The following is a 22,585-nucleotide window of genomic DNA, read 5'->3' as shown; positions in this document are numbered from 1 at the left end:
GACGAGTTATACTTCTGTAAAACCCCAACAGGAGGCATGTCCATGACCACGCTTGCCCTGCGCAAATCCGGGGGGTCCCTGATCATTTCGGTTCCCTCGGCCTTCGTCGCCCAGAACAAACTGCACGCTGGCAGTCAGGTTGAGTGCGACATCGTTGAGGGAGCCCTGGTGATCAAGCCGATGACGCGCCCGAGCCTGGCCCAACTGATCGCCGAAACGCCCAAAGACTCGCTCGCCCCGGACTGGGACAGCATGCCGGCCGTAGGCGCGGAACAATGGTGAGGCGCCCGCCGAGCGTTCCCAACCGCGGTGAGATCTGGCACTTGCAGTTCGATCCCTCGACGGGCCGTGAAATGATCGGCGACCACTTTTGCCTGGTCCTGTCGAAACGCGAATTCAATGAAATGGGCTTGGCCCTGGTCTGCCCCATCTCGCAAGGCGCATCCAATGTGGCGCGCAACCAGGGCTTCCTTGTCACCCTGATGGGCGAAGGCACCGATACCCAGGGCAATGTCCACAGCCACCAGGTGCGGACGCTGGACTGGAGGGCGCGCCGAGCCGCATTCAAGGAAAAGGCCCCCGATTCCGTAACCAACTACGTGCTTTCGCTGGTCGGGGCGATCCTGGAGTAGTCCCCGGCTCCAGTAGGCACGCTGCGCGAAAGGTGCTGACCTGCCGACACTCTCGACGTGGGCGGGGGTTGAGCGCGGCCTGCGGTTTGTGGCCTGAAGAGCCCTTTCCCTTCAGGGAGAGGGCTGGGGTGAGGGGAAAACCCGAGCTCCAATGTCATTCCCATTGTAGGAGCGCGCCCTGCGCGCGAATCGCGGGCAGGGCCCGCTCCTACAGGTGTGGGGGAGTGCTGTGCCTCGCGGAGAGCGTAGGGGAATGGCATCGAGCGAGCAGGCCTGCGGCCCCCTCACCCTAACCCTCTCCCGGAGGGAGAGGGGACCGTTCGGCGTGCGCGGGTGTTTCGGCGTTAGCCGGCAACTACGGGATTCCCAACTGACTCCATCTCCCTTCTCGGCACGGACTAGCCCCCTCTCCCTCCGGGAGAGGGCTGGGGTGAGGGAAAAGCCCGAGCGCCGATGTCACACCCATGCAGCCACCTACCAGCGATAGCGCAGCAACCGACCGATACGGCCCAGGGTGGGCCAGCGCTGCATCAGTTGCACGAATGCGCGGGATGACCAGGCCATCCGCCGGCATTCCTCGGGGGTGTAGGTGAGGCGCTCCTCGACCAGTTGCAGCCCCGGCACCAGCGCTTCCAGCTCCTTGGGCTCGTCCAGTGCCCAGTGCACCCGGGCGCCGCGTGCCCAGAAGGGCAGGAACAGCCCCAGCATGCGGATGCCGAAGCGGTTGTAGCCGTCGAAGATCAGCTCGCCGTGGGGGAAACGCGCCAGCAGGCCGCGCAGCAGCGCGCTCACCTCCGCTTCGCGCAGGTAGGGCATCAGGCCTTCGGCGACGATCAGCAGCGGGCGGCCGGTGGGCAGCGCGTCGAGCCAGGACGGGTCGCCCATGGCGCCGGGCAGCAGGGTGCAGCCTTCGCGCACCGGGTATACCTCGCCGCGCAGCGCCAGCACGTCCGGGTAGTCCACTTCGAACCAGGCCACGCTGGGCGGCGGGTCCAGGCGGAACACCCGGCTGTCCAGGCCGCAGCCCAGGTGCGCCACGCAGGCGTCGGGGTGGGCGGCGAGGAATTCGGCGGCCCAGCGGTCGAGCTTCCAGGCGCGCAGGGCGATGCCGACGTAGCTGCTGCGGCCCAGGCGGAAGCGCGCGAAGTCGTAGTCCAGGCGCGCCAGCGCGGCGGCCGCGAAGCGGTCCTGCAGCAACGAATCGGGCAGGCGGCTTTCCATGGCCTTGGCGTAGAAGGTGATCAGCAGGGTTTCCTTGACCCCGCCAAGCTGGACGCGTGGCATTGGCGGCTCCCGGGGCGGACGACGGCACCGCCCTCCCCCGCAAGCCTAGGACCGCATCGGCGGATGCCGCAAGCGCAGCGGCGGCGCCGGCTCAGCGCAATTGCAGGCGGGCCCAGTCCCGCGGGGCAATCTCGCCGGCCAGTTGCAGGCCGCCGCGGGCGTCGCTGAACAGCACCAGCGAGGTGCCGTAGCCGGGGGTTTCCAGGTCCCGGTGGCTGAGCGCCTGGGCCAGTTGCTCCATGCATTCGCTGTGGGTGACCAGGATCAGGTTGCGGTGGCTGGCCTTGTGTTCCAGCACCTGGTTGAGCAGGTTGCCGGTGCAGTCGGCGACCCAGGCCTGGCCCAGGGTGCCGTCGCCGAACATCAGGCTGGCGGTCTGCAGGGTGCGCGTCAGCGGGCTGGCGTAGACGTCGGCATTGCCCAGGCCGAAGCGGCTGCGGTAGTCGTCGCCCAGGGCCGTGGCCAGCGCCCCGCCGCGCACGGTGATGCCATCCTCGGCGCCCAGGCAGGGGGCGTCGGAACGGTCGCAGCGCTCGGCGTGGCGCACCAGCACCACCACCTCGCCCAGGCGCCAGTGCCGGGCCAGGTCGTCCTCGCCCGGCAGCGGCGGGCGCTGCGCCGCGACGCTGGCCGCGCCGCACAGGGCCACGGCCAGCAGGCCGAGCAGCCCACAGGCCAGGGCCATTACCCGTCCGGATGGACGCCGCCAGGTTTCCGGAATCTGCCTCACTTCGCCACAGGCCTCGCGCTCGATGGTTCGGGACGCACCCGGCACGCTGCCGGATGCTGGCCGCCATCCTGCACGGGCGAAGGTGAAAACTCCGCGAGGCGAATGTGAGGATTTCGTTGAGCGCCGGCCGCCGCTCGGGAGGCCGACGACCCGCAGGGCCAGGACCGTCGGCGGGCCCTGGCCGGGCGGGGGTCAGTCGCTGATGCCCTGGATGTCGTTGAAGGTGGACAGCAGGGTGTTCAGCGAGTCCAGGCTGCGGTCCTTGTCCGGGGACTTGGCGTGCAGTTCCCGCACCGCGCCTTCGACCGCCGCGTTGGCGGCCTTCCAGTCCTCCGGGCTCTTGCGCTTGAGCTCGGCGGCGGCGGCGCGCCACTTGGTCTGCAGGGCGTCGACCTTGGCCCGGGCGCTGGCGAAGTCGTCGGCGCCCACCGCGTCGAGCGACTCCTCGGCCAGGCGGCCATATTCGCTGAGGTCGCCCAGCGGGCCCTGCTGGTCGTCGGCCTCCATGCCGCTGGGCGGTGCGGCGTCCTCGGCCCAGGCCGGGTTGTGTGCGACCGGAACAACAGCAACCAGCAGCGCCGCCAGCGCTGCCGCCAATACCGTCCGCGAGGAAGAACTCATCGTCTGGCTCCTTAGGCTGGCCAATGTGACTTCGAGGAGTGTAGAGGCTGGACGGTCAAATTTGCAGCCACCGGGCATGGCCTCGGTAAACCGGGAACGCCATCGAGAAAACCCTCATCAAGGAATTTCCCTACAGCACATAACGCTCAGCTCCCACGAGCCGGATCGATAGTCTTCCCGCCGTCATGGCGTTTGCCATGACAGGGTGTCGCAACCCAAAGGTCCTTCAGCACAGCAGCAGCATTCAAAGCAAAGGCGCTACCTGCGCCTAGCGTTTGCCTTGGTCATGGCTGGCCGTGCAGGGCAGGCTTCCGCCTGGCCGGATTCTCCTTGGACCTCCGGTTTGCGACCCCTGCACGGCTCGCCGCCCTCCGTGTCGCAACGGAAGCGGCGGGTTCCATCCGGTCCAAGGAGCGTAAGGAAATGCACCAGTTCCCTTCCAAGCCCGCGCCCCTCCGCGCGAAGAACGCCCGCCCGGGCATTCAAGAGCCTTTCAGGATTCGTGAGTTCAAACCCCTTCCGGAAAGCTCTCAGGCCTTCTCCGAAGTGCTTTACATCGACACGCTGGCTCCCTCGACGCAGTTGCTCGACACCGCCCTGCAGCGCCTGCGGGCGCTCGGCGGCGTGCTCGACCTGCTGGAGGAGCACCCCGCCGCCAGTGCCTCGCAGTGGGACCTGGCGCGCTGGAGCGCGACGTTGCGCATGCTCCACGCCGACACCCAGGCACTGCTCGAGGCTGCGCACCAGCGCACCCACGAGGAACGCCCGGAGTAACCGGCCCCCGCCGCGCCCGCCTCAGCGGCTGGTCTGCAGGCGGCGGCGCGCGGCGTGGCGTTCCAGGGCCAGGTCGATCAGCCGGCTGACCAGTTCGCTGTAGCTCATGCCGGCGGCCTGCCAGAGCTTGGGGTACATGCTGATGCGGGTGAAGCCGGGCAGCGAGTTGAGTTCGTTGACCAGCACCTGGCCATCGCCGGTGAGGAACACGTCGACCCGCGCCAGGCCCGAGCAGCCCAGCACCTGGAAGGCTTCCACGGCGAGCTGGCGGATGCGTTCGCAGGCCGCGGCATCGATGTCCGCCGGCACCACCACCCGGGCGGCGTCTTCGTCGATGTACTTGCTGTCGTAGGAGTAGAAGCCGCCACGCACCACGATCTCGCCACAGCCGCTGGCGATGGGCTCGTCGTTGCCAAGCACCGCGCACTCGATCTCGCGGCCGTTCACCGCGGCCTCCACCAGCACCTTGTCGTCGAAGGCCAGGGCCTGTTGCACGGCGGCGACGTAGCCGGCCTCGTCCTCGACCTTGCTCACGCCCACCGAGGAACCCAGGTTGGCCGGCTTGACGAACAGCGGCAGGCCCAGTTGGCGCTGCGCCTCGGCGAAGGGCGTGCGCGCGGCGGTGGCGCGGGTCAGGGTGATGAAGGGGGTGATGGCGATGCCGGCGTCGCGCAGCAGGCGCTTGCTCACGTCCTTGTCCATGCAAATGGCCGAGCCGAGCACGTCAGCGCCGACGAAGGGGATGTCGGCCATGCGCAGCAGGCCCTGCAGGCAGCCGTCCTCGCCCTGGGTGCCGTGGACGATGGGGAAGATCACGTCGACGTGGTCGAGCAACTGCCGGCTACCGGTTTCCACCAGCTGCCGCTCGGCCTTGCCGGGCACCACGGCCAGCTCGCGGTTGGAGCGATTGAGCGCGATCAGCGCCGGGTTCTCCTGGTTGAGCAGGTAGTCGGAGGCGTCGTTCAGGTGCCAGCGGCCGTCCTTGTCGATGCCGATCAGCACCGGCTCGAACCGCGAGCGGTCCAGGGCATCGACTATGTTCTTCGCCGACTGCAGCGATACCTCATGCTCCGCCGAACGCCCACCGAAAATCACCCCGACACGCAACTTGCCCATGACTGCCTCCAGCTTGCTGATGGGCGCTTCTTATCATGGTGGGGGGGATTTTTATAGGAGCGGTGGTCGGGTGAGAGAGCTTGCGGAGGGTGCCTACCGGGTACCTGGGTGCTCGGGCTTGGCTCCGCTCCCTCTCCCTAACCCTCTCCCTAAAGGGAGAGGGGACCGTTTGGAGTGCGTGGGTATTCCTGAGTCAGCCGGCAGCACCGAAGGTTTCCGGCTGGAACCATTCCTCCTCTCGGCACGGACAAGCCCCCTCTCCCTTCAGGGCGGGGCGCGCAGCCGAGGGCTGGGGAGAGGGCGCTCTTGAACACAGCACCTACGCCGCCGGCAAACACCATTCGCGAGCAAACTCGCTTACGAAAAGCCGAAAGCTGAAAGCTGAAAGCTGAAAGCTGAAAGCTGAAAGCCAGAAAGCCGGAAAGCCAAAAGCACGGACAGCCTCAAACCACCGCCAGGTGCATCTTGCGCCGCGGCGGCGGGAAGGCCGCGTCCAGCTTCGCCAGGTCCTCCCCATCCAGCCGCAGCTGCAGCGCCGCCGCATTGTCGCGGACATGCACAGCCTCCACCGCCTTGGGAATGACGATCACCCCTTCCTGGCGGATCAGCCACGCCAGGGCCACCCGCGCCGGAGTGGCGCCGTGGCGTTCGGCCACTTCGCGCAGGGTGGCGTTGCGCAGCAGGCGGCCGCCCTGGCCCACCGGGCAGTAGGCCATCAGCGGCATGCGCTGTTCCTGGCACCAGGGCAGCAGGTCCCATTCGATGCCGCGTTCTTCCAGGCTGTATTGCACCTGGTTGGTGGCGCAGTGCAGGGCGCCCAGTTCCCGCATGTCGTCGAGGTCGAAGTTGGAGACGCCCCAGCGGCGAATCTTGCCGTCCTGGCGCAGGCGTTCGAAGGCCTCGACGGTTTCCTCCAGTGGGTACTGGCCGCGCCAGTGCAGCAGGTAGAGGTCCAGGCAGTCGGTGCCCAGGCGCTTCAGGCTGCGCTCGCAGGCCGCCGGCACGCCGCGGGCGCTGGCGTTGTGCGGGTAGACCTTGCTGACCAGGAAGACCTGCTCGCGCAGGCCGCGGATGGCTTCGCCGACCACCTCTTCCGAGCCGCCCTCGCCGTACATCTCGGCGGTGTCGATCAGCGTCAGGCCCAGCTCGATGCCTTCGCGCAGGGCCGCCACCTCGCGCTTGCGCGCCGCCCTGTCCTCGCCCAGACGCCAGGTGCCCTGGCCGATGGCCGGGACGTAGGCGCCATCGGCGAATACCACCTCTTTCATGCCTTGCTCCTTCTTCGTTCAATGCCAGGGGTCGTAGGTGCCGAAGCTCCACACGTGGCCCTCGGGGTCGCGGCAGGTGAAACCCTGGCCGCCGTAGTCCTCGTCGCGGATGTCGATGACCATCCGCGCGCCGGCGTCCAGCGCGCGGCGGTACAGGGCCTCGGCGTCGGGCACCAGCAGGTACAGGCTCTGGGTGCAGCCGCCGACGTCCTCGGGCCGGCGCATCAGCCGGCCATACTCGTTGTCCACCGCCGAGCCCAGCATCAGCATGCCGCTGCCGTCGGGCAGGCACAGCTGGGCATGGGCCACGCCGCCTTCGCCGTCGTCCACCACCAGTTGGCGGACGAAGCCGAAGGTGTCGCACAACCATTGGATGGCCGCCGGCGCGTCGCGGTAGCGCAGGCAGGGGATCAGGCGGGGATGGCTGGCCATGGCGGTCTCCTCGTGGCGCTGGGGCCCACACAGCATAGACCGCGCCCCGTCACAGGCGCAGGCGCCAGCGGCCGTTGCGGACCAGGCGCAGCACGCCCAGCGGTTCGACGTCGATGGCGTTGAACGCCGCCGCATCGGCCCGCAGCACGTGCAGCGCGGCGGCGCGCAGCACCGCGGGATGGCTGACGACGATGAAGTGGCCGTCCTCGTCGAAGGCATCGAGCCAGGCGCCCACGCGCTCGCACAACTGCACCTGGGATTCGCCGCCGTGGGGCGCGGCGACGGGGTCCGTCAGCCAGGCGGCCAGGTCCTGCGCTGCCGTGGCCTGAAGGGCCTCCAGGCTTTGTCCGCGCCAGGCGCCGTAGTCGCAGTCGCGCAGGGCTTCCACCAGCTGCGGCTCGGCGCCCCAGGCGGCGGCGGTCTGCCGGGCGCGCAGCTCGGGGGCGCAGAGCACCCGGCGCGGCGCCTTGAGCCCGGCGCGACGCTCGGCCAGGCGTTCGTCCTGGCCCGGCTCCAATGGCTCGTCGGCCTGGGCGAAGCAGCCCTGGCGCTGGGCGGCGGTGCGCCCGTGGCAGACGAAGCTCAGGCGGCTCGGCATCGAATTCTCTCCCATTCGCAGGCGCCGGGGTTTACACTGCCCGACGCTCTCGTAGCACTTTGTTACTTGGAAGGAAGCCGGTGAAAACCCGGCACGGTCGCGCCACTGTATTCGGTCCCGGCACCGAGAGTCAGACCCTTCCCCACAAAACGAACCGCCAACCGTTTCAGGACGCGCAATCCTAGGAGGTTTCCATGGCTCATTCAGCCACCCACGCCGATACCGGCACATCGCTCCCCGTCATCCCGCTTTCCGAGCTGCTGCCCTGGGCCATCTTCGGCGGCCTGCTGCTGCTCCTGGCGCTGTACTTCGTCGGCGCCGAACAGGGCGCCACCTCGATGTTCAAGGGCATGTACGTGCACGAATTCGTCCACGACGGCCGCCACCTGCTGGGCTTCCCCTGCCACTGACCCGGGGACACCCTGACATGACTGGAAAACTCCTGCTGCGCGGGATGCTCGTCGGCGTCCTGGCGGGCCTGATCGTCTTCGCGTTCGCCTTCGTCTTCGGCGAGCCCCAGGTGGACCGCGCCATCGCCTTCGAAGAACAGATGTCGGCCCTGCACGAGGCCGAGGAAGCCACCAGCGGCGGCGCCGCCCACGACCACGAGGAAGAGCTGGTCAGCCGCGAGGTCCAGGCCAGCTTCGGCCTGCTCACCGGCGTGGTGGTCTACGGCGCCGCCATGGGCGGGCTGTTCGCCCTGGTGTTCGCCTACGGCCTGGGCCGCACCGGGCGCCTGAGCCCGCGCGCGCTGAGCGCCCTGCTGGCCCTGGCGGCCTTCGTCGCCCTGTACCTGGTGCCGAGCCTGAAATACCCGGCCAACCCGCCGTCGGTGGGCGACCCGGAGAGCATCCGCCAGCGCACCGCGCTGTTCTTCCTGATGATCGCGCTGTCCATCGCCGCCGCCGTCATCTCGCTGAACCTGGGCCGCCGCCTGCTCGCCGAGCACGGCGCCTGGACCGGCGCCGTCGCCGGCATCGCCGTGTACCTGGGCATCTGCGCCGTCGCCGGCCTGCTGTTCCCGGCGGTGCGCGAAGTGCCGGCGGACTTCCCGGCCGACCTGCTGTGGCAGTTCCGCCTGGTGTCCCTGGGCATCCAGGCGATCCTCTGGAGCACCGTCGGGCTGGTGTTCGGCTGGTGGATCGAATCCCGGCCGCTGAGTCAATCGCTCATAGGAAAGGCCTGACCGCCTCCGGCCAGCCATTTTCCGCCGCGGGTCCCGTCATCGGGACCCGCTTTCCTACCCCACCATCTCCCCGCTTTTTCCAGACACCCTCCCCCATCGGCACTGTAGACAAAGCCGTCGATTCTTGAGGCCTGCAAGGCCTACATCGGCCTACAAAAAACACCTTCTCGATCTGGCGAATAAGCCTACGAACCCAGCAGCAGTTTCAGATAGTTCGACTTGGTCATTCCTGGGGAAAATTTCCGCAATTCCCTTAGCGAGGCCAAGACCATGCCGCATCACAAGCTCAAGTACGTCCTAGCCACCGCCTTCGCCCTGCCCCTGAGCCAGGCCGCGGCGGACATCAAGGGCCAGGTGGGTGTCGTCCTGGAGGTTTCCAAAGGCTGCCAGGTGACCCAGGGCAGCGCCTCCAGCGAAGGCATCCTCAACTTCGGTACGCTCAACTTCCCCCGGACCAGCCCGACCTGGACCCGCGCGCTCAAGGCACGCCTGGCCGGCCCGGACGGCAACAGCCTTCAGGTCACCTGCGACCCGGTCACCACTTTCTTCAATGTCATCATCGACGGCGGCCTGCGCGGTGACCGCTCACTGCTCAACGGCAGCGGCACCGACACGGTCAGCTACTTGCTGTACCGGGACTCCGCCGGCAAGAGCCCCTATGTCATCAACAGAGGGGCAACCTTCAGGGTTCCCGCCGACGGCAAGGCCGTGGATGTGCCGATCTACGGCACCATCGCACCGAACGCCAACGCCAAGGGCAGCGGCGTCTACAGGGACACGCTGACCCTCACCCTGGAATTCTGAGGCCGCTGCCGCAATCGCCCAGGGCGAAACCGGCCGGTCCTTCCCCGCCATGACGCTTCCTCACCTGCTGCCTCGCGCCGCGGCGACCGGGCTGGCCCTGCTGCTAGCCAGCCTGCTGCAGGCGCCGGGCAGCGATGCCGCCACCCGGGCCGGCTTCCGCGTCTCCGCCAGCGTTACCCAGGGCTGCCTGGTCAACCATGCGCCGCCCGGCAACGGCGGCAACCTGGGCAACCTCGGCCGCTTGGACTTCGGCCGCCATCCGGCCACTTCCACGGCCAGGATCGGCGCCCAGCTGACGCCCAATGGCGCCATCACTCTCGCCTGCACCCCCGGCATCGCCCTGCGTATGACGGTCGATGGCGGCCAGCACGCCACCGGTGGCCTGCGCCACCTTGGCGCGGGCAACGCGCGGCTGGCCTATCGCCTGTACGCCGATGCCGGCCTCAGCCGGGAAATCCCCATCGGCGGCAACCTGAGCATCGACTACGGCAACCCCGACGACATCCGCCTGCCGATCCATGCCGCCCTCCAGTTGCCCGGCAACCAGTCCGCCGGGCGTTACCAGGACCGGCTCACCGTGACCCTGTCATGGTGAGCGCGCCAGGAGCCCCGTGATGCCCTTGCCCGATACCCGCCTGCGCTTCGTCGCGGCCCTGCTCGCCGCCCTCGCCCTGCCGGCCGCCACGGCCCGCGCCGCCAGCTCGATCCTGATCTGGCCGATCGACCCGGTGCTGGAACACGACCAGCGGGCCAGCGCGCTCTGGCTGGAAAACCGCGGCGCCGAGCCGGCCCAGTTGCAACTGCGCATCTTCGCCTGGAGCCAGGCCGGCGGCGAGGAGCACTTCCAGGCGCAGCGCGAGGTGGTCGGCAGCCCGCCGATGCTGCGCATCCCGGCGGGGGCCAGGCAACTGGTGCGCCTCACCCGCCTGGCGCCGACCGCCCCCGGCAGCGAGCGCGCCTACCGCATCGTCATCGACGAGATTCCCGCGCCGCAGGCCCAGCAGCCAGCGGCCGAGGGCAGCGACATCCGCTTCCAGCTGCGCTATTCGGTGCCGCTGTTCCTCTACGGCGACGGGCTCGGCGCGAAGGACGCGACGGCCGCACGGCTGGACTGGCGCCTGGTCGACGAAGGCGGCCGCACCTACCTGGAGGTGCGCAACCGCGGCGCGGTGCATGTCCGCCTGACGCGGGCGGCCATCGAACAGGGCGACGGTACCCTGCCGGTGGGCGACGACCTGCTCGGCTACGTGCTGGCCGGCAGCGCCATGCGCTGGCCAATGCCGCGCAAGCCCGCCAGCGGCGGGCGCCTGTGGGCCGAGATCAATGGCGTGCGCGGCGAGATTCCCGCCGCGGCGCCCTGAAGCATGGGCAGGCAGACGCGCCCCTGGCTGCCGCTGCTCACCGGCGCCACCCTGCTGTTCGAGGCGGAACGCCTGTCGAGTGCGCCGCTGCCACCGCCGCCCCGGGATGCGGGCGCCCTGTCCGACGACCAGCAACTCTACCTGGAGCTGCTGGTGAACCTGCGCACGAGCGGCCAGGTGGTGGCGGTGACGTTGCGCCAGGGCCGCTTCTGGGTCGAGGCCGCCGACCTGCGCGCGGCCGGCCTGCCGGTGCCGCGCGGCGGCCAGGTCGATGTCGGCGGCCTGCCCGGCGTCGAGGTGCGCTACGAGGCCGCCAGCCAGCGCCTGCTGCTGCAGGTGCCGCCGCAGTGGTTGCCCGAGCAGCAGCTCGGCCAGGCGCGCGCCACCGGCTACGTGCCGGCACGCAGCAGCTTCGGCGCTCTGCTCAACTACCAGTTCTACGCCAGCAGCCCGCGACGCGGCCAGGATACGAGCACGGCCTGGGCCGACCTGCGCCTGTTCGGCGGCTTCGGCGTCTTCAGCCACAGCGGCGTCTACCAGCAGGTCCATGACGGTTCGGCACAGCCCAGCCGCTACCTGCGCTACGACAGCAACTGGCGCTACGACGACGAGGAACGCCTGCTGACCTACGAGGCCGGCGACCTGGTCAGCCGCTCCCTGGCCTGGAGCACGCCGGTGCGCCTGGGCGGGCTGCAGTTGTCGCGCAACTTCGCCATCCGCCCCGACGTGCTGACCTACCCGCTGCCGCGCTTCGCCGGCGAAGCGGCGTTGCCCAGCACCCTGGACCTGTTCATCGACGGCTACCGCAACGGCCGCTTCGAACTGCAGCCCGGCCCCTTCAGCATCGGCAACCTGCCCTACATCAACGGCGCCGGCCAGGCGGTGCTGCAGACCACCGACGCCCTGGGCCGCCAGATCTCCACCAGCGTGCCCTTCTACGTCAGCAGCGACCTGCTGCGCCCGGGCCTGAGCGACTTCTCCCTGGGCCTGGGCAACCTCCGGCGCGGCTATGGCCAGGACAACTTCGCCTACGGGCCAGGCGCCTTCACCGGCGCCCTGCGCCACGGCCTGAGCGACACCTTCACCCTGGAGGCCCAGGCCGAAGCCGCCGCCGGCCTCGCCCAGGCCGGCCTGGGCGGCATGCTGCGCCTGGGCACCCTGGGCGTGCTCAACGGCGCCATCAGCCACGGCCAGCACGGCGGCGACGGCGGACGGCAACTGAGCTTCGGCTACCAGTACAACGCGCGGCGCTTCAGCTTCACCGTGCAACGCCTGCAGCGCGATGCCGACTACAGCGACCTGGCCCGCTACGACGACACCCGGCAGCGCCCCCGGCGCCGCCAGGACGACGACGATGACCGCTACTGGCGCCTACGCCCCAGCCGCAGCAGCACCCAGGCCACCGCCAGCGTGACGCTGGACGACTGGGGCAGCCTGGGCGCCGGCTATTTCGACGTCGAGGCCGGCGACGGCAGCCGCACCCGCCTGCTCAACCTGTCCTGGAGCCGGCCGCTGTGGGGCGATGCCAGCCTCTACCTGTCCGCCAACCGCGAGCTGGGCAACGGCAAATGGAGCAGCGCCGTGCAACTGGTGGTGCCGTTCGACCTGCGCGGCACCCTCAGCGTCGGCGTCGAACGCAGCGCCAGCGGGGACGGCAGCCGCCGCGTCGACTACAGCGAGTCGGCGCCCAGCGAGGGCGGTTTCGGCTGGAACCTCGGCTACGTCGACAACGGCCGGGCCGACGACTGGCGCCATGCCGCGCTGAACTGGCGCGGCGACCGCCTGCAGCTCCAGGGCGGCGTCTATGGCAGCGCGCGGGAGCAGACCCACTGGGCCGACGCCAGCGGTTCGCTGGCCTGGATGGACGGCGCGCTGTTCCCCGCCAACCGCGTGCACGACGCCTTCGTGCTGGTCAGCACCGACGGCCAGGCCGGCGTTCCGGTGCGCTACGAGAACCAGTTGGTTGGCCACACCAACGCCGACGGCCACCTGCTGGTGCCCTGGAGCAGCGCCTACTACGCCGGCAAGTACGAGATCGACCCGCTGGGCCTGGCCTCCAACGTCGTGGCGCCGCTGGTGGAGCAGCGCGTGGCGGTGCGCTCCGGCAGCGGCTACCTGCTGCGCTTCCCGCTGCAGCGGGTGCTGGCCGCCAGCCTGCTGCTGCACGACAGCCACGGCCGGCCGCTGCCGATCGGCGCCCAGGCCCGCGTCAACGGTGGCCCGCCGGTGCCCATGGGCTGGGACGGGCTGGTCTACCTGGAACACCTGCAGGCGCACAACCGCCTGCGCGTAAGCCTGCCCGACGGCCAGGCCTGCAGCCTGGTCTTCGACCTCGACCCGCAGGCCGAAGAACTGGCGCAGCTGGGCCCGTTGCCCTGCCGCTGAACCCCGGAGTCGACCATGACCATACCGCGCTACCTGCTCCCCCTCCTGGCCCTGGCGCCACTCACCGGCCTGGCCCATACCGTGACCGAGCAATGCAAGCCCAACCCCGGCAACGCGAGCTTCGGCACCCACGGCTCGATGACCATCGCCAACGGGGCCCCGGCCAGGCAGCTCTCCGGCGGCGCCCAATGCAGCCTCAAGGGCTATCCGATCCGCGAGAACTGGATACGCCTGCTCCCGGAGAACCTCAACGGCGGCGTGCTGCGCAACGCCGCCACGGGCGACACCATCCCCTTCGAGCTGTACGGCGACGCCGGCCTGACCCAGCGCCTGCAGCAGGGCCTGTTCTACGACTATTCCCGCTTCCCGTTTCCCGGCGGCACGCCGGACGTCTCGCAATTCCCCCTGCACGCCCGCCTGCGCCCGGCCAACGTGGCGCCCGGCACCTATACCGCCACCATCCAGCTGCGCTGGCACTGGCGCATCTGCGTGGCCGGCCGGGTGCTGGGCGCCTGCTATTTCCCCGGCTGGGACATCACGCCCGGCGTAAGCGGCGGCTGCCTGCTGGAAGTCTGCACCTCGGCGCCGACCGACTGGGGCACGGGCGTGCTCACCAGCCTGCAACTGACGGTGCAGGTCCGCCGCGACTGCCAGCTCAACGCGCCCGCCGTGAACTTCGGCAGCGCGCCGCTGATCGCCGGCTTCCGCCCGGTGCAGCAGCGCATCCAGGTGCGCTGCTCCAAGGGCACGAGCTACGACGTCGGCCTGAGCGACGGCGTCAACGCCAGCGGCGGCCAGCGGCACATGGCCAGCGGCGGCAACCGCCTGGCCTACGAGCTGTACAAGTCGAGCAGCGGCAGCGAGCGCTGGGGCTCTGCGGGCACTGAAAGGCGCCCCAGCAGCAGCGCCGAACTGAACCCCGGCAGCCTCGACGGCCTCACCTACCAGGGCTTCGACTACCGCGCGGAAATCCTTCCCGACCAGCCCACGCCGCCAGCCGGCACCTACAGCGACAGCGTGGTGGTGGATGTGCGCTTCTGAGCGTGCTCAGGGATACAGGGCCTCGGCCAGCGACCGCGCCGCGCGGCCGCTTTCCACGCCCGGCACCAACTGGCTGAACGGCAACGTCACGAAGCGCCCTTCGCGCACCGCGCGCAGCCGCGAGAGCAGCAGGTGCGCGCGCAGGTAGCGGACCTTCTCCGCCGCCGGCGACCAGCGCGCATCGGCCAGCAGGATCACGTCCGGGTCGCCCGCGAGCAGCGTCTCGGGACTGGCCAGGTAGCCGCGCAGCGCTACCGCCTCGAACAGGTTGCGCGCCCCGGCGGCGCGCAGCAGCTCGCTGACAAAGCCGCGCCCGCCCTGGCTGGCCAGGCCGCCGTCGCTGCTGTCGAGGTAGAACACCCGCAGCGGCGCGCGGCCGTCAGCCCTGGCAGCCGCCGCGCGCAGGTCGGCCTGCTGGGCGTCGATCAGCGCCTGGGCCCGTGGCTCGGCGCCGAGCAGCCGGCCCAGGGTGCGCAGGTCGTCGCGCACGTTGCCGAAGCCATCTCCCGTGCGCTGAGCACAGGCCGCCTCCAGCAGGTAGCTGGCGATCCCGGCGGCGGCCAGTTCGGCGCGCCCGCGCCCGGGGTCGAAGGCCGTGGCGAAGCCGCCCACCACCAGGTCCGGGCGCAACGCATAGAGCAGTTCGGTGGACGGATAGCGCGCCGACACCACGGGCACGCCGCGGTAGCGGTCGCCCTGCAACTGCGGCCCCGGGTCGTCCAGATAGGCCACGCCCGCCAGCCGCTCCCCGGCGCCCAGTTCCAGCAGCAGGTCGGCGGCATGCTGGTTGAGCGCGAGGATGCGCTCGGGCGCCTTGGCCAGGTGCCAGGTCTCGCCGCAGTTGCGGTAGTCCTCGGCGGCCAGGGCCGACGCCGCCACCAACAGCCCCAGCAGCAGGGCGAAGCCTTTCATGGCGCGCCCTCGATCAGCAGTTCGGCCACCGGCTCGCCGCCCGCCAGGTGCTGCTCCACCACCCGCAGCACCTGGGCCTCGTCATGCACGCCATACCAGCAACGATCCGGGTAGACCGTCAGCAGCGGCCCGCGATTGCACGGGAACTGGCAACCGGTGCGGGTCAGCAGCACGCCTTCGGCGGTTTCGATCAGCTCGCGCCTGGCCAGTTCGCGGCGCAGCGACTTCCACAAGGGCAAGGCGCCGCGGCGCACACAGCGCGGGCCGGTGCAGAGGAACACCTGGCGCTTGTGCGGCGGCGGCGCCGACCAGTCCGGTTGTTCCGGCACCGGGCCGACGGCGCGGCATTCCAATTGCTGGCGGCCGTCGTCGATGGCCGCGCCGACCAGCCGGGCGTCCAGGCCACGGCGGCCGAGGGCGGAGGCGGTCAGCCGCGGGCACGGCGCCTGGGGAAAGTCGCCGGCCAGCTGCGCCACCTCGCCGCGCAGCCAGTCGAGGTAGGCGCCGTCGCTGGCCGGTTCCATATCCACCAGCAGCAGCGCCCTGCCCGCTTGCAGGTGCGTGCGGATGGCCGGCCACAGGGCATCGAAGCCGTCGCTGGTATCGACCAGCGTCACGGCACGGTGGGTTGCCGCCAGCTCGGCGCGCAAGGCCTCGCCCTGGGCGCCCGCGAGGGGGCCGACGATCAGCAGCGCCTGGTCCATGGCCACCTCAGAAGCTGAAGGTGTAGCGCAGCTCGGCGGTGCGCGGGCGGCCCAGGTTGTCCACCTGGCGGATGCCGTTGGTGGTGCGGCTGGTGGCGTAGTCGCGGTCCAGCAGATTCTCCAGCAGCAGGCTCAGGCGGTGACGGCGGGCGCCGTCCAGGTAGCGGTAGGCGTCGCCGTCGAGCACCCTGTAGTGGCCGTAGTCGTCGCCCTGGGGGCTGACGATGGAGCCGACGTAGCGCAGCGCCATGCCGAAGCCCCACGGGGCCTGGTCGTAGCCCAGGCGGGTGCGGGCGAAGAAGTGCGGGATGTTGTTCACGGTCACGCCCTCGCGGGTGTCCACCAGGTTGCGGGTGGCGTCGGCGTCCAGTTGCCAGTGCTCACCCAGCCGCCACTGGCCGTTGGCCTCGATGCCGCGCACCTCGATCTCGCCGTCGCCGTTCACCCACTGGTCGCCGGCCAGGGTGATGAGGTCCTTTATCTCGCGGCGGAAGATGGTGACGCTGCCGCTCCAGGGCTGGCCGAACAGCGCGCCGCTGTAGTCCAGGCCCAGCTCGGCGTTGCGGCTGCGCTCAGGCTTGAGGTCGCGGTTGCCGATCTCGCTGCCCGGCTCGTTGACGAACAGCTGCTCGGCGTTGGGCAGCTTGAAGGCGGTGCCCAGCTGGCCGCGCAGCTTGAGCTGGTCGCTGAGGTCGTAGAGCGAGGTGAGCATCCACACGGTGGCGCCCTCGCCGCCGCTCATTTCCTCGCGGCGCACGCCCAGGCTGGGGTGCCAGTTCGGCAGCAGGTCCAGCTGCGGGCGCAACTGCGCGTACAGGGCGTGGGACTCGGCCTTGTCGTTGTCGATGACCAGCACGTCGTCCTGGCCCTTGTACCACTGGTTGTCGCTGCCGAAGACCAGCTCGTGGCCGCCGGCCAGGCGCGCCTTGCCCTCCAGCTGCGCGCCCCAGTCGGTAAAGCCCCAGTAGTCGTTGTGGTTGAGCGTGCGGGTGCCGCCGCCGGCGAGGTTGTAGATGCGCGTGTAGCGGGTGTCCCAGTCGTTCAGGTGGGCCTTGGCGAACCAGCTGAAGTCGTCGTTCAGGCGCTGCTCGAAGGTCGCCGTGGCGATCTGCTGGATGCGGTCGTTGCTGGTGTGGTGGTTGTCCGCCGGGCGGGCGAAGTCCAGGTCGGCGTCGGCGTACTGGTAGAACAGCTCCAGGCGCGAGCTGTCGCCGAAAGCCTGGATGGCCTTGGCGCCGAACACGTTGACGTCGTAGGAGCGGCGCTTGTCGCTGACGGTGGCGGTCATGTCCTGTTCGCGGAACGGCTTGTAGCCGTCGGAGCGGTTGTGGCTGACGTAGGCCAGCAGGCCGAGGTCGCCCAGGCCGTTCTCCAGCACCTTCTCCACCCTCGCATCGCCGTTGCGCCCGCGGAAGCTGTCCAGGCCCAGGTTGACCTCGCCGGAAGCCTCGCGGCTGCGTGCGCTGCGGGTGACGATGTTGATCACCCCGGACACCGCCTGGGTGCCGAACAGCAGGCCCTGGCCGCCCTTGAGCACCTCGATGCGCTCCACCGCGGTGGTCGGCAGGGTGTCCAGGTAGAGGCCGCCGTACAGGCGGTTGTTCAGGCGCACGCCGTCGAGCAGGATCAAGGTGTCGTCGTTGCGCCCGCCCAGCAGCGAGTAGGTGCCGTAGTCGAAGGGACCGTTCTTCGGCGCCACGAACAGGCCCGGCACGTACATCTGCAGCACGCGGGTGATGTCGGCGCTGGGGCCGGCGCGCTCGATCTGCTCGCGCTCGATGACTTCGAGCTTGCTGCCGTAGCGGGCCATCTCGGCGACGGTGGTGGACTCCACCGAAGGGGCGCTGACGATTTCATCGCGCAGGCCCAGGGGCTCGGCGTTCAGGCAGGGGCTCAGGCACAGGCCGGCGAGCCAGGGGGCAAGCCGAAGTGCGGATTCGGAAGAAGGGAAGTGCAAGGTGATCGCCTCGAAACGGGAATTTCGCAGGCGGCGCAGCGAGTTCCGGCGCGAGCGCGTCCGGAATCCGGCTCACGCCCGCCCACCGCGGGTTTGCCAACAACGCTCCAGGCCGGTCTCCGGGCTTGCGAGGGTTCTGGAGCATCCGCCTTCCCATGCCTGAGCACAGTGGCCTCGTGGATGCCCCGCTCGCTTACCGTTGCGGGGGCAGCGCCGGACTGATCGCCAAGGGCGACGCACCGGCTTCCCGTTTCACCTCACGCACGGCGGCGTGAGGCACCTGGAACGGCCCGCATCTGATCATTGGTGCGACGGGGCGTCAAGGGCAGCCCTTTACAGCATGCTTCCGCTTCCGGGCACAGCCCGTGATGCCTTTCCTTCCGCCGTGGAAGCTTTCCGCTATCATCGGCGGACCTTTCCCGACGCTCGAAAAGGACCTCCCATGTCGGTTTCCTCCCTGGTCACCCTGCTCGTCCTCGCCGTGCTGTTCTTCGGCGTCATCGCCATCTACAACCGCCTGGTGAACCTGCGCGCCCGCTACCGCAACGCCTTCGCGCAGATCGAGGTGCAGCTCAAGCGGCGCTACGACCTGATCCCCAACCTGGTGGAAACCGCCAAGGCCTACCTCAGGCACGAACGGGAAACCCTGGAGGCGGTGATCGCCGCGCGCAATGCCGCGGTGGCCGGGCTCAAGGCCGCCGCCAGCCAGCCCGGCGCCGCCGCCGGCCTGGCCCAGCTGGCCAACGCCGAGGGCGCCCTGGGCGGCGCGCTGGGGCGGCTCAACGTGACCATGGAGGCCTACCCGGACCTCAAGGCCTCGCAGAACCTGCAGCAGCTCACCGAGGAGCTGTCGAGCACCGAGAACAAGGTGGCCTTCGCCCGTCAGGCCTACAACGACGCGGTGATGGAGTACAACGCCTACCGCCAGTCGTTCCCCGCCGTGGTGCTGGCGGCGAACTTCGGCCACAAGGCCGAGGTCGCGCAGCTGGAGTTCGCCGACAGCAAACAGATCCAGGACGCACCCAAGATCGCCTTCTGACGGGCGGTGCGCGCGATGAACTTCTTCCAGCACCAGGACCGCGCCCGCCGCCAGACCGGCCGGCTGATCCTGCTCCTGGCCGCGGCGGTGGCCTGCCTGGTGACGCTCACCAGCCTGGTCCTGGGCTGGCTCTGGCGCCACATCGGCGAGCCCGCCAGCCACTGGACCTCGCCGCAGCGCCTGCCCGACCTCGAACTCTACCTGTGGGTGGCGCTGGTGGTGGTCGGCGTGGTGGTGGTCGGCGCCTGGTACAAGCACCGCCAGCTGCGCCTGGGCGGCCGCGCCGTGGCCGAGCGCCTGGGCGGCCGGCTGATCAACCTGGACGCCCGCGACGCCGATGAGCGCCGGGTGCTCAACGTGGTCGAGGAAATGGCCATCGCCTCGGGCACCCCGGTGCCGCCGGTGTACCTGCTGGAGGACAGCGGCATCAACGCCTTCGCCGCCGGCCTGACGCCGCGCGACGCGGTCATCGGCGTCACCCGCGGGACCATCGCCCTGCTCAGCCGCGACGAGCTGCAGGGGGTGATCGCCCACGAGTTCAGCCACATCCACCACGGCGACATGCGCCTGAACACCCGCCTGGTGGCGCTGCTGCACGGCATCCTGCTGCTGGGCCTGATCGGCGAGACCATGGTCCGCGGCCTGTGGGACAGCCACCGCGCCGACGACGTGGCGCGCATCCGCATGCAGCGCAGCAACGCCGGCAATGACAGCGGCTCCGGCTCGGCCCTGGGCTTCATCGCGCTGGCCTTCGTCGCCGGCCTGTGCCTGTGGGGGCTGGGCTCGGTCGGGACCTTCTTCGGCAGCCTGATCAAGGCCGCGGTGAACCGCCAGCGCGAATATCTCGCCGACGCCTCCGCCGTGCAGTTCACCCGCAACCCGGCCAGCATCGCCGGGGCGCTGAAGAAGGTCGGCGGCTACGGCTCGCTGCTCGGCGCCCTGCACCGCGCCGAGTTCAGCCACCTGTACTTCAGCGACGGCCTGGCCAACCACTGGTTCGGCCTGGCCACCCACCCGCCGCTGGAGGCGCGCATCCGCCGCATCGAGCCGGGCTGGGACGGCCTCTACTCGAAGCTGGAGCCGCGCCTGGACACCCCGCTGGTGGACCGCGAGACCTGGAACGCCGCCCTGCGCGGCTACCCCTCGGGCGCTGCATTGGCGTCGGTCGAGGCCATCGGCGAGCCGGCCGGGGCGCACCTGGAGCAAGCGCGGCACACCCTGCAGCGGCTGGATGAAAGCCTGCGGACGGCGGCGCACAAGGTCGATGGCGCGCAGGCCTTGGTCTACGGCCTGTTGCTGGACGCCGAAGCGCTGGCCCGCGCCCAGCAATTGCAACTGCTCAAGCCGCGCCTGGAGCTGGGCGTGGCCTTCCAGTTCGACCGCCTGGAGGAGCACCTGCACGCCCTCGATCCGGGCCAGCGCCTGCCTCTGCTGGACCTGGCCATGCCGGCGCTGAAGCAGCTGGACGCCACCCAGGTGACGAGCCTGCTGGGCAACATGGCGCTGCTGATCAAGGCCGACCGCCGGGTGAAGCTGCTGGAGTGGACGCTGCTGCGCATCGTCGAACGCAACCTGCGCCCGGCCCCGGCGCGCATCGGCAACCTGCCGCTGGCCGAACTGGGCGACGAGGCGGCGGTCCTGCTGGCCTTCCTCGCCGGCGTCGACGGAGCCGAAGCGGCCCATGCCGAACAGGCCTTCGCCCAGGCCTGGGCCAGCCTGCCCTTCGCCGTGCGGCAGCCGCCGCAGGCCGGCACCCTGCGCGAGCTGGAAGCGGCGCTGCGGCGCCTGGCGCAACTGCGCCCATTGCAGAAACCGCAGCTGCTCAAGGCCATGGTCCGCTGCGGCGAATACGACGGGCGCATCAGCGTGGCCGAGGCGGAACTGCTGCGCGCGGTGGCCGACATCCTCGATTGCCCGATGCCGCCGTTGCTGGCGGATACGGCTTTTCGTAGGAGCGGACTCTGTCCGCGATAGCCGGAGGTTCCGGCGCGATTCGCGGATAAGATCCGCTCCTACGCTGCCCCACCCGCGCCATTCCCATGTAGGAGCGCGCCCTGCGCGCGATTTCGCGGGCAGGGCCCGCTCCTACAGTTGTCGTGAGGCATGGAGTTTCCTCTCCGTCCGCGATTCGCCACACAAAAGAAAAGGGCCTCCGAAGAGGCCCTTTGTCATTTCACCGCTACGCTCACGCGCCGCTGGCGACCGCGCCCTGCTCGCCCTTGGGCGCCAGGTCGAACACGCGGTACAGCACCACCAGCAGGACCAGGAAGGCCGGGCCGATGTAGAGGGCGATGCGGGTGTCCTCGAAGAACGCCATCAGCGCCACCACCAGCACCAGGAAGGCCATGGCCAGGTAGGAGCTCAGCGGGTACAGCCACATGCGGAACTGCAGCTTGCCGGCCTCGGCCGGGCTCAGGCCGCGGCGGAACTTCAGCTGCGCCAGCAGGATCATGGCCCAGGTCCAGATGGCGCCGAAGGTGGCGATGGAGGTCACCCAGGTGAACACCTTCTCCGGCACCAGGTAGTTCAGCAGCACGCCGAACAGCAGCGCGACTATGGACAGGATCAGCGCATTGCGCGGCACGCCGCCCCTGGAGGTCTTGGCGAAGACCGCCGGCGCCTGGCCGTGCTGGGCCAGGCTGTAGAGCATGCGCCCGGTGCTGAAGATGCCGCCGTTGCAGGAAGACAGCGCGGCGGTGATCACCACGAAGTTGATGATGCCGGCGGCGGTCTTGATGCCCAGGCGCTCGAAGGTCATCACGAAGGGGCTGCCCTGGGTGCCGATCTCGCTCCACGGGTAGATCGACATGATCACGAAGAGCGCGCCGACGTAGAACAGCAGGATGCGCCAGAACACCGAGTTGATCGCGCCCGGGATGGTCTTCTGCGGGTTCTTCGCCTCGCCGGCGGTGAGGCCGATCATCTCCACGCCCAGGTAGGCGAACATCACCATCTGCAGCGACATCAGCACGCCGGTGATGCCATGGGGCATGAAGCCGCCGTTGCTCCACAGGTTGGAAATGCCGGTGGCCACGCCGCCGTTGCCCAGGCCGAAGACGATCATGCCGCCGCCCACCAGGATCAGCGCGAGGATGGTGACGACCTTGATCAGGGCGAACCAGAACTCGAACTCGCCGAAGGCGCGCACCGCGATCAGGTTGATGGTGCCCATGCTCGCCAGGGCCGCCAGGGCCCAGATCCAGCGCGGCACCTCGGGGAACCAGATGCCCATGTAGATGGCCACCGCGGTGATCTCGGCGACGCAGGTCACCAGCCACAGGAACCAGTAGTTCCAGCCGGTCAGGTAGCCGGCCAGCGGGCCGAGATAGTCCTGGGCGTAGCGGGCGAAGGAGCCGGCCACCGGGTTGTGCACGGCCATTTCGCCGAGGGCGCGCATGATGACCAGGATGGCCAGGCCGCCGATGATGTAGGAGAGCATGATGGCCGGGCCGGCCATCTGGATGGCCTTGGCGGAGCCGAGGAACAGGCCGACGCCGATGCAGGCGCCGAGGGCCATGAGACGGATGTGCCGCTCGTTGAGATCCCGTTGGAGATCGTGGGACGACATGATGGTGCAACCTCGATTTTGTTGTTGGGTATATCAGCGGCGACTCGAAGCGCAATCGGGATGAGGAAGGCCCGCGACGGAAAAAGCGCCGCCGCCGCGCCGGTGGGCACGGGGAGGATTCGTCTGGGGCCTTCCGGGACTGCACACCGGAAGAGGCTGCCCGCCCTTGTGGA

General features: G+C 69.7%; 23 protein-coding genes and 2 riboswitches. Of the genes, 12 read left to right on the top strand and 11 right to left on the bottom strand.

Features of this window, described 5'->3' with window-relative positions:
- Positions 1 to 42: 42 nt before the first annotated feature.
- The gene (locus IG194_RS24755) at positions 43 to 282 is read left to right on the top strand and encodes an AbrB/MazE/SpoVT family DNA-binding domain-containing protein (RefSeq protein WP_009618989.1); all 240 of its coding nucleotides are present in this window, start codon (positions 43 to 45) and stop codon (positions 280 to 282) included.
- Positions 276 to 632: a type II toxin-antitoxin system PemK/MazF family toxin gene (locus IG194_RS24750; RefSeq protein ID WP_058489027.1), complete on the top strand. Its 357-nt coding sequence runs from the start codon at positions 276 to 278 to the stop codon at positions 630 to 632. The genes IG194_RS24755 and IG194_RS24750 overlap by 7 nt, the downstream gene beginning before the upstream one ends.
- A 474-nt stretch (positions 633 to 1,106) precedes the next feature.
- Here IG194_RS24750 and IG194_RS24745 read toward each other — a convergent pair whose 3' ends face one another.
- The 3 genes from IG194_RS24745 to IG194_RS24735 all read right to left on the bottom strand — a co-directional run bounded on the left by IG194_RS24745 (position 1,107) and on the right by IG194_RS24735 (position 3,267).
- Complete coding sequence (locus tag IG194_RS24745) at positions 1,107 to 1,916, bottom strand: class I SAM-dependent methyltransferase (protein ID WP_058489026.1); 810 nt, start codon at positions 1,914 to 1,916, stop codon at positions 1,107 to 1,109.
- Positions 1,917 to 2,007: 91 nt separating this feature from the next.
- On the bottom strand, positions 2,008 to 2,601 hold the full coding sequence (locus IG194_RS24740) for a histidine phosphatase family protein (RefSeq protein WP_058070123.1): 594 nt from the start codon (positions 2,599 to 2,601) through the stop codon (positions 2,008 to 2,010).
- Between the two features lie 237 nt (positions 2,602 to 2,838).
- Positions 2,839 to 3,267, bottom strand: a complete 429-nt coding sequence (locus IG194_RS24735) for a hypothetical protein (protein ID WP_134163460.1) — start codon at positions 3,265 to 3,267, stop codon at positions 2,839 to 2,841.
- 546 nt (positions 3,268 to 3,813) lie between these two features.
- Between IG194_RS24735 and IG194_RS24730 the strand changes: the two genes are divergently transcribed.
- Positions 3,814 to 4,041 carry a hypothetical protein gene (locus IG194_RS24730; protein ID WP_141679779.1) on the top strand — a complete coding sequence of 76 codons (228 nt, stop codon included), beginning with the start codon at positions 3,814 to 3,816 and terminating at the stop codon, positions 4,039 to 4,041.
- 21 nt (positions 4,042 to 4,062) lie between these two features.
- On the opposite strand, the gene ddlA is transcribed toward IG194_RS24730, so the two are convergent.
- From ddlA to IG194_RS24710, 4 genes are all read right to left on the bottom strand, one after another.
- On the bottom strand, positions 4,063 to 5,157 hold the full coding sequence (gene ddlA, locus IG194_RS24725) for a D-alanine--D-alanine ligase (RefSeq protein WP_058070121.1): 1,095 nt from the start codon (positions 5,155 to 5,157) through the stop codon (positions 4,063 to 4,065).
- Between the two features lie 443 nt (positions 5,158 to 5,600).
- Positions 5,601 to 6,425 (bottom strand): aldo/keto reductase, encoded by an 825-nt coding sequence (locus IG194_RS24720; protein WP_058489024.1) that lies wholly within the window; start codon positions 6,423 to 6,425, stop codon positions 5,601 to 5,603.
- 18 nt (positions 6,426 to 6,443) lie between these two features.
- Positions 6,444 to 6,857: a VOC family protein gene (locus IG194_RS24715; RefSeq protein ID WP_009618981.1), complete on the bottom strand. Its 414-nt coding sequence runs from the start codon at positions 6,855 to 6,857 to the stop codon at positions 6,444 to 6,446.
- Positions 6,858 to 6,906: 49 nt separating this feature from the next.
- A complete protein-coding gene (locus tag IG194_RS24710; protein ID WP_058489023.1) occupies positions 6,907 to 7,455 on the bottom strand; it encodes a histidine phosphatase family protein in 549 nt (182 codons plus the stop codon).
- 72 nt (positions 7,456 to 7,527) lie between these two features.
- Positions 7,528 to 7,591, top strand: a riboswitch (cobalamin riboswitch).
- Between the two features lie 58 nt (positions 7,592 to 7,649).
- On the opposite strand from IG194_RS24710, the gene IG194_RS24705 reads away from it, so the two are divergent.
- The 7 genes from IG194_RS24705 (at position 7,650) to IG194_RS24675 (ending at position 14,232) form a co-directional block, all read left to right on the top strand.
- The gene (locus tag IG194_RS24705; RefSeq protein WP_043267075.1) at positions 7,650 to 7,865 is read left to right on the top strand and encodes a CbtB domain-containing protein; all 216 of its coding nucleotides are present in this window, start codon (positions 7,650 to 7,652) and stop codon (positions 7,863 to 7,865) included.
- 17 nt (positions 7,866 to 7,882) lie between these two features.
- A complete protein-coding gene (locus IG194_RS24700; protein ID WP_058489022.1) occupies positions 7,883 to 8,641 on the top strand; it encodes a CbtA family protein in 759 nt (252 codons plus the stop codon).
- 270 nt (positions 8,642 to 8,911) lie between these two features.
- The gene (locus tag IG194_RS24695) at positions 8,912 to 9,445 is read left to right on the top strand and encodes a spore coat U domain-containing protein (RefSeq protein WP_009618970.1); all 534 of its coding nucleotides are present in this window, start codon (positions 8,912 to 8,914) and stop codon (positions 9,443 to 9,445) included.
- A gap of 49 nt (positions 9,446 to 9,494) precedes the next feature.
- On the top strand, positions 9,495 to 10,040 hold the full coding sequence (locus IG194_RS24690; RefSeq protein WP_009618968.1) for a spore coat U domain-containing protein: 546 nt from the start codon (positions 9,495 to 9,497) through the stop codon (positions 10,038 to 10,040).
- Positions 10,041 to 10,059: 19 nt separating this feature from the next.
- Complete coding sequence (locus IG194_RS24685; RefSeq protein ID WP_058070116.1) at positions 10,060 to 10,806, top strand: molecular chaperone; 747 nt, start codon at positions 10,060 to 10,062, stop codon at positions 10,804 to 10,806.
- A gap of 3 nt (positions 10,807 to 10,809) precedes the next feature.
- The gene (locus tag IG194_RS24680) at positions 10,810 to 13,191 is read left to right on the top strand and encodes a fimbria/pilus outer membrane usher protein (protein WP_058489020.1); all 2,382 of its coding nucleotides are present in this window, start codon (positions 10,810 to 10,812) and stop codon (positions 13,189 to 13,191) included.
- 15 nt (positions 13,192 to 13,206) lie between these two features.
- Positions 13,207 to 14,232 carry a spore coat protein U domain-containing protein gene (locus IG194_RS24675; RefSeq protein ID WP_058489019.1) on the top strand — a complete coding sequence of 342 codons (1,026 nt, stop codon included), beginning with the start codon at positions 13,207 to 13,209 and terminating at the stop codon, positions 14,230 to 14,232.
- Positions 14,233 to 14,238: 6 nt separating this feature from the next.
- Here IG194_RS24675 and IG194_RS24670 read toward each other — a convergent pair whose 3' ends face one another.
- Genes IG194_RS24670 through IG194_RS24660 form a run of 3 tightly spaced genes read right to left on the bottom strand, consistent with a single transcriptional unit; the run spans position 14,239 to position 17,805 of the window.
- Positions 14,239 to 15,144 (bottom strand): ABC transporter substrate-binding protein, encoded by a 906-nt coding sequence (locus IG194_RS24670; protein WP_058489018.1) that lies wholly within the window; start codon positions 15,142 to 15,144, stop codon positions 14,239 to 14,241.
- Positions 15,141 to 15,848 carry a (2Fe-2S) ferredoxin domain-containing protein gene (locus tag IG194_RS24665; protein WP_058489017.1) on the bottom strand — a complete coding sequence of 236 codons (708 nt, stop codon included), beginning with the start codon at positions 15,846 to 15,848 and terminating at the stop codon, positions 15,141 to 15,143. The genes IG194_RS24670 and IG194_RS24665 overlap by 4 nt, the downstream gene beginning before the upstream one ends.
- A 7-nt stretch (positions 15,849 to 15,855) precedes the next feature.
- The gene (locus tag IG194_RS24660; RefSeq protein WP_141679778.1) at positions 15,856 to 17,805 is read right to left on the bottom strand and encodes a TonB-dependent receptor plug domain-containing protein; all 1,950 of its coding nucleotides are present in this window, start codon (positions 17,803 to 17,805) and stop codon (positions 15,856 to 15,858) included.
- A 92-nt stretch (positions 17,806 to 17,897) separates the two neighbouring features.
- Positions 17,898 to 18,104: riboswitch (cobalamin riboswitch) on the bottom strand.
- Between the two features lie 143 nt (positions 18,105 to 18,247).
- Here IG194_RS24660 and IG194_RS24655 point away from each other — a divergent pair.
- Positions 18,248 to 18,844, top strand: coding sequence for a LemA family protein (locus tag IG194_RS24655; protein ID WP_058489016.1), 597 nt, complete (start codon positions 18,248 to 18,250; stop codon positions 18,842 to 18,844).
- 15 nt (positions 18,845 to 18,859) lie between these two features.
- Positions 18,860 to 20,818, top strand: a complete 1,959-nt coding sequence (locus tag IG194_RS24650) for a M48 family metallopeptidase (protein WP_058489015.1) — start codon at positions 18,860 to 18,862, stop codon at positions 20,816 to 20,818.
- A 211-nt stretch (positions 20,819 to 21,029) separates the two neighbouring features.
- Here the strand turns inward: IG194_RS24650 and IG194_RS24645 are convergent, their stop codons facing one another.
- On the bottom strand, positions 21,030 to 22,412 hold the full coding sequence (locus IG194_RS24645) for an amino acid permease (RefSeq protein WP_064987612.1): 1,383 nt from the start codon (positions 22,410 to 22,412) through the stop codon (positions 21,030 to 21,032).
- Between the last annotated feature and the right edge of the window lie 173 nt (positions 22,413 to 22,585).

The organism is Pseudomonas sp. ADPe (assembly GCF_014843515.1).
In the GTDB taxonomy this organism is placed as follows: domain Bacteria; phylum Pseudomonadota; class Gammaproteobacteria; order Pseudomonadales; family Pseudomonadaceae; genus Pseudomonas; species Pseudomonas citronellolis.
The sequence above is the reverse complement of the archived record's forward strand: the minus strand, read 5'-3'. Positions and strand labels throughout refer to the sequence as shown.

Bases quoted from the DNA above. Each gene is read 5' to 3' on its own strand.
- IG194_RS24745 (WP_058489026.1), bottom strand. From the start codon at position 1,916: ATGCCACGCGTCCAGCTTGGCGGGGTCAAGGAAACCCTGCTGATCACC.
- IG194_RS24675 (WP_058489019.1), top strand. From the start codon at position 13,207: ATGACCATACCGCGCTACCTGCTCCCCCTCCTGGCCCTGGCGCCACTC.
- IG194_RS24755 (WP_009618989.1), top strand. From the start codon at position 43: ATGACCACGCTTGCCCTGCGCAAATCCGGGGGGTCCCTGATCATTTCG.
- IG194_RS24655 (WP_058489016.1), top strand. From the start codon at position 18,248: ATGTCGGTTTCCTCCCTGGTCACCCTGCTCGTCCTCGCCGTGCTGTTC.
- ddlA (WP_058070121.1), bottom strand. From the start codon at position 5,157: ATGGGCAAGTTGCGTGTCGGGGTGATTTTCGGTGGGCGTTCGGCGGAG.
- IG194_RS24685 (WP_058070116.1), top strand. From the start codon at position 10,060: ATGCCCTTGCCCGATACCCGCCTGCGCTTCGTCGCGGCCCTGCTCGCC.
- IG194_RS24720 (WP_058489024.1), bottom strand. From the start codon at position 6,425: ATGAAAGAGGTGGTATTCGCCGATGGCGCCTACGTCCCGGCCATCGGC.
- IG194_RS24705 (WP_043267075.1), top strand. From the start codon at position 7,650: ATGGCTCATTCAGCCACCCACGCCGATACCGGCACATCGCTCCCCGTC.
- IG194_RS24715 (WP_009618981.1), bottom strand. From the start codon at position 6,857: ATGGCCAGCCATCCCCGCCTGATCCCCTGCCTGCGCTACCGCGACGCG.
- IG194_RS24680 (WP_058489020.1), top strand. From the start codon at position 10,810: ATGGGCAGGCAGACGCGCCCCTGGCTGCCGCTGCTCACCGGCGCCACC.
- IG194_RS24645 (WP_064987612.1), bottom strand. From the start codon at position 22,412: ATGTCGTCCCACGATCTCCAACGGGATCTCAACGAGCGGCACATCCGT.
- IG194_RS24700 (WP_058489022.1), top strand. From the start codon at position 7,883: ATGACTGGAAAACTCCTGCTGCGCGGGATGCTCGTCGGCGTCCTGGCG.
- IG194_RS24740 (WP_058070123.1), bottom strand. From the start codon at position 2,601: ATGGCCCTGGCCTGTGGGCTGCTCGGCCTGCTGGCCGTGGCCCTGTGC.
- IG194_RS24690 (WP_009618968.1), top strand. From the start codon at position 9,495: ATGACGCTTCCTCACCTGCTGCCTCGCGCCGCGGCGACCGGGCTGGCC.
- IG194_RS24665 (WP_058489017.1), bottom strand. From the start codon at position 15,848: ATGGACCAGGCGCTGCTGATCGTCGGCCCCCTCGCGGGCGCCCAGGGC.
- IG194_RS24710 (WP_058489023.1), bottom strand. From the start codon at position 7,455: ATGCCGAGCCGCCTGAGCTTCGTCTGCCACGGGCGCACCGCCGCCCAG.
- IG194_RS24650 (WP_058489015.1), top strand. From the start codon at position 18,860: ATGAACTTCTTCCAGCACCAGGACCGCGCCCGCCGCCAGACCGGCCGG.
- IG194_RS24670 (WP_058489018.1), bottom strand. From the start codon at position 15,144: ATGAAAGGCTTCGCCCTGCTGCTGGGGCTGTTGGTGGCGGCGTCGGCC.
- IG194_RS24695 (WP_009618970.1), top strand. From the start codon at position 8,912: ATGCCGCATCACAAGCTCAAGTACGTCCTAGCCACCGCCTTCGCCCTG.
- IG194_RS24750 (WP_058489027.1), top strand. From the start codon at position 276: ATGGTGAGGCGCCCGCCGAGCGTTCCCAACCGCGGTGAGATCTGGCAC.
- IG194_RS24735 (WP_134163460.1), bottom strand. From the start codon at position 3,267: ATGAGTTCTTCCTCGCGGACGGTATTGGCGGCAGCGCTGGCGGCGCTG.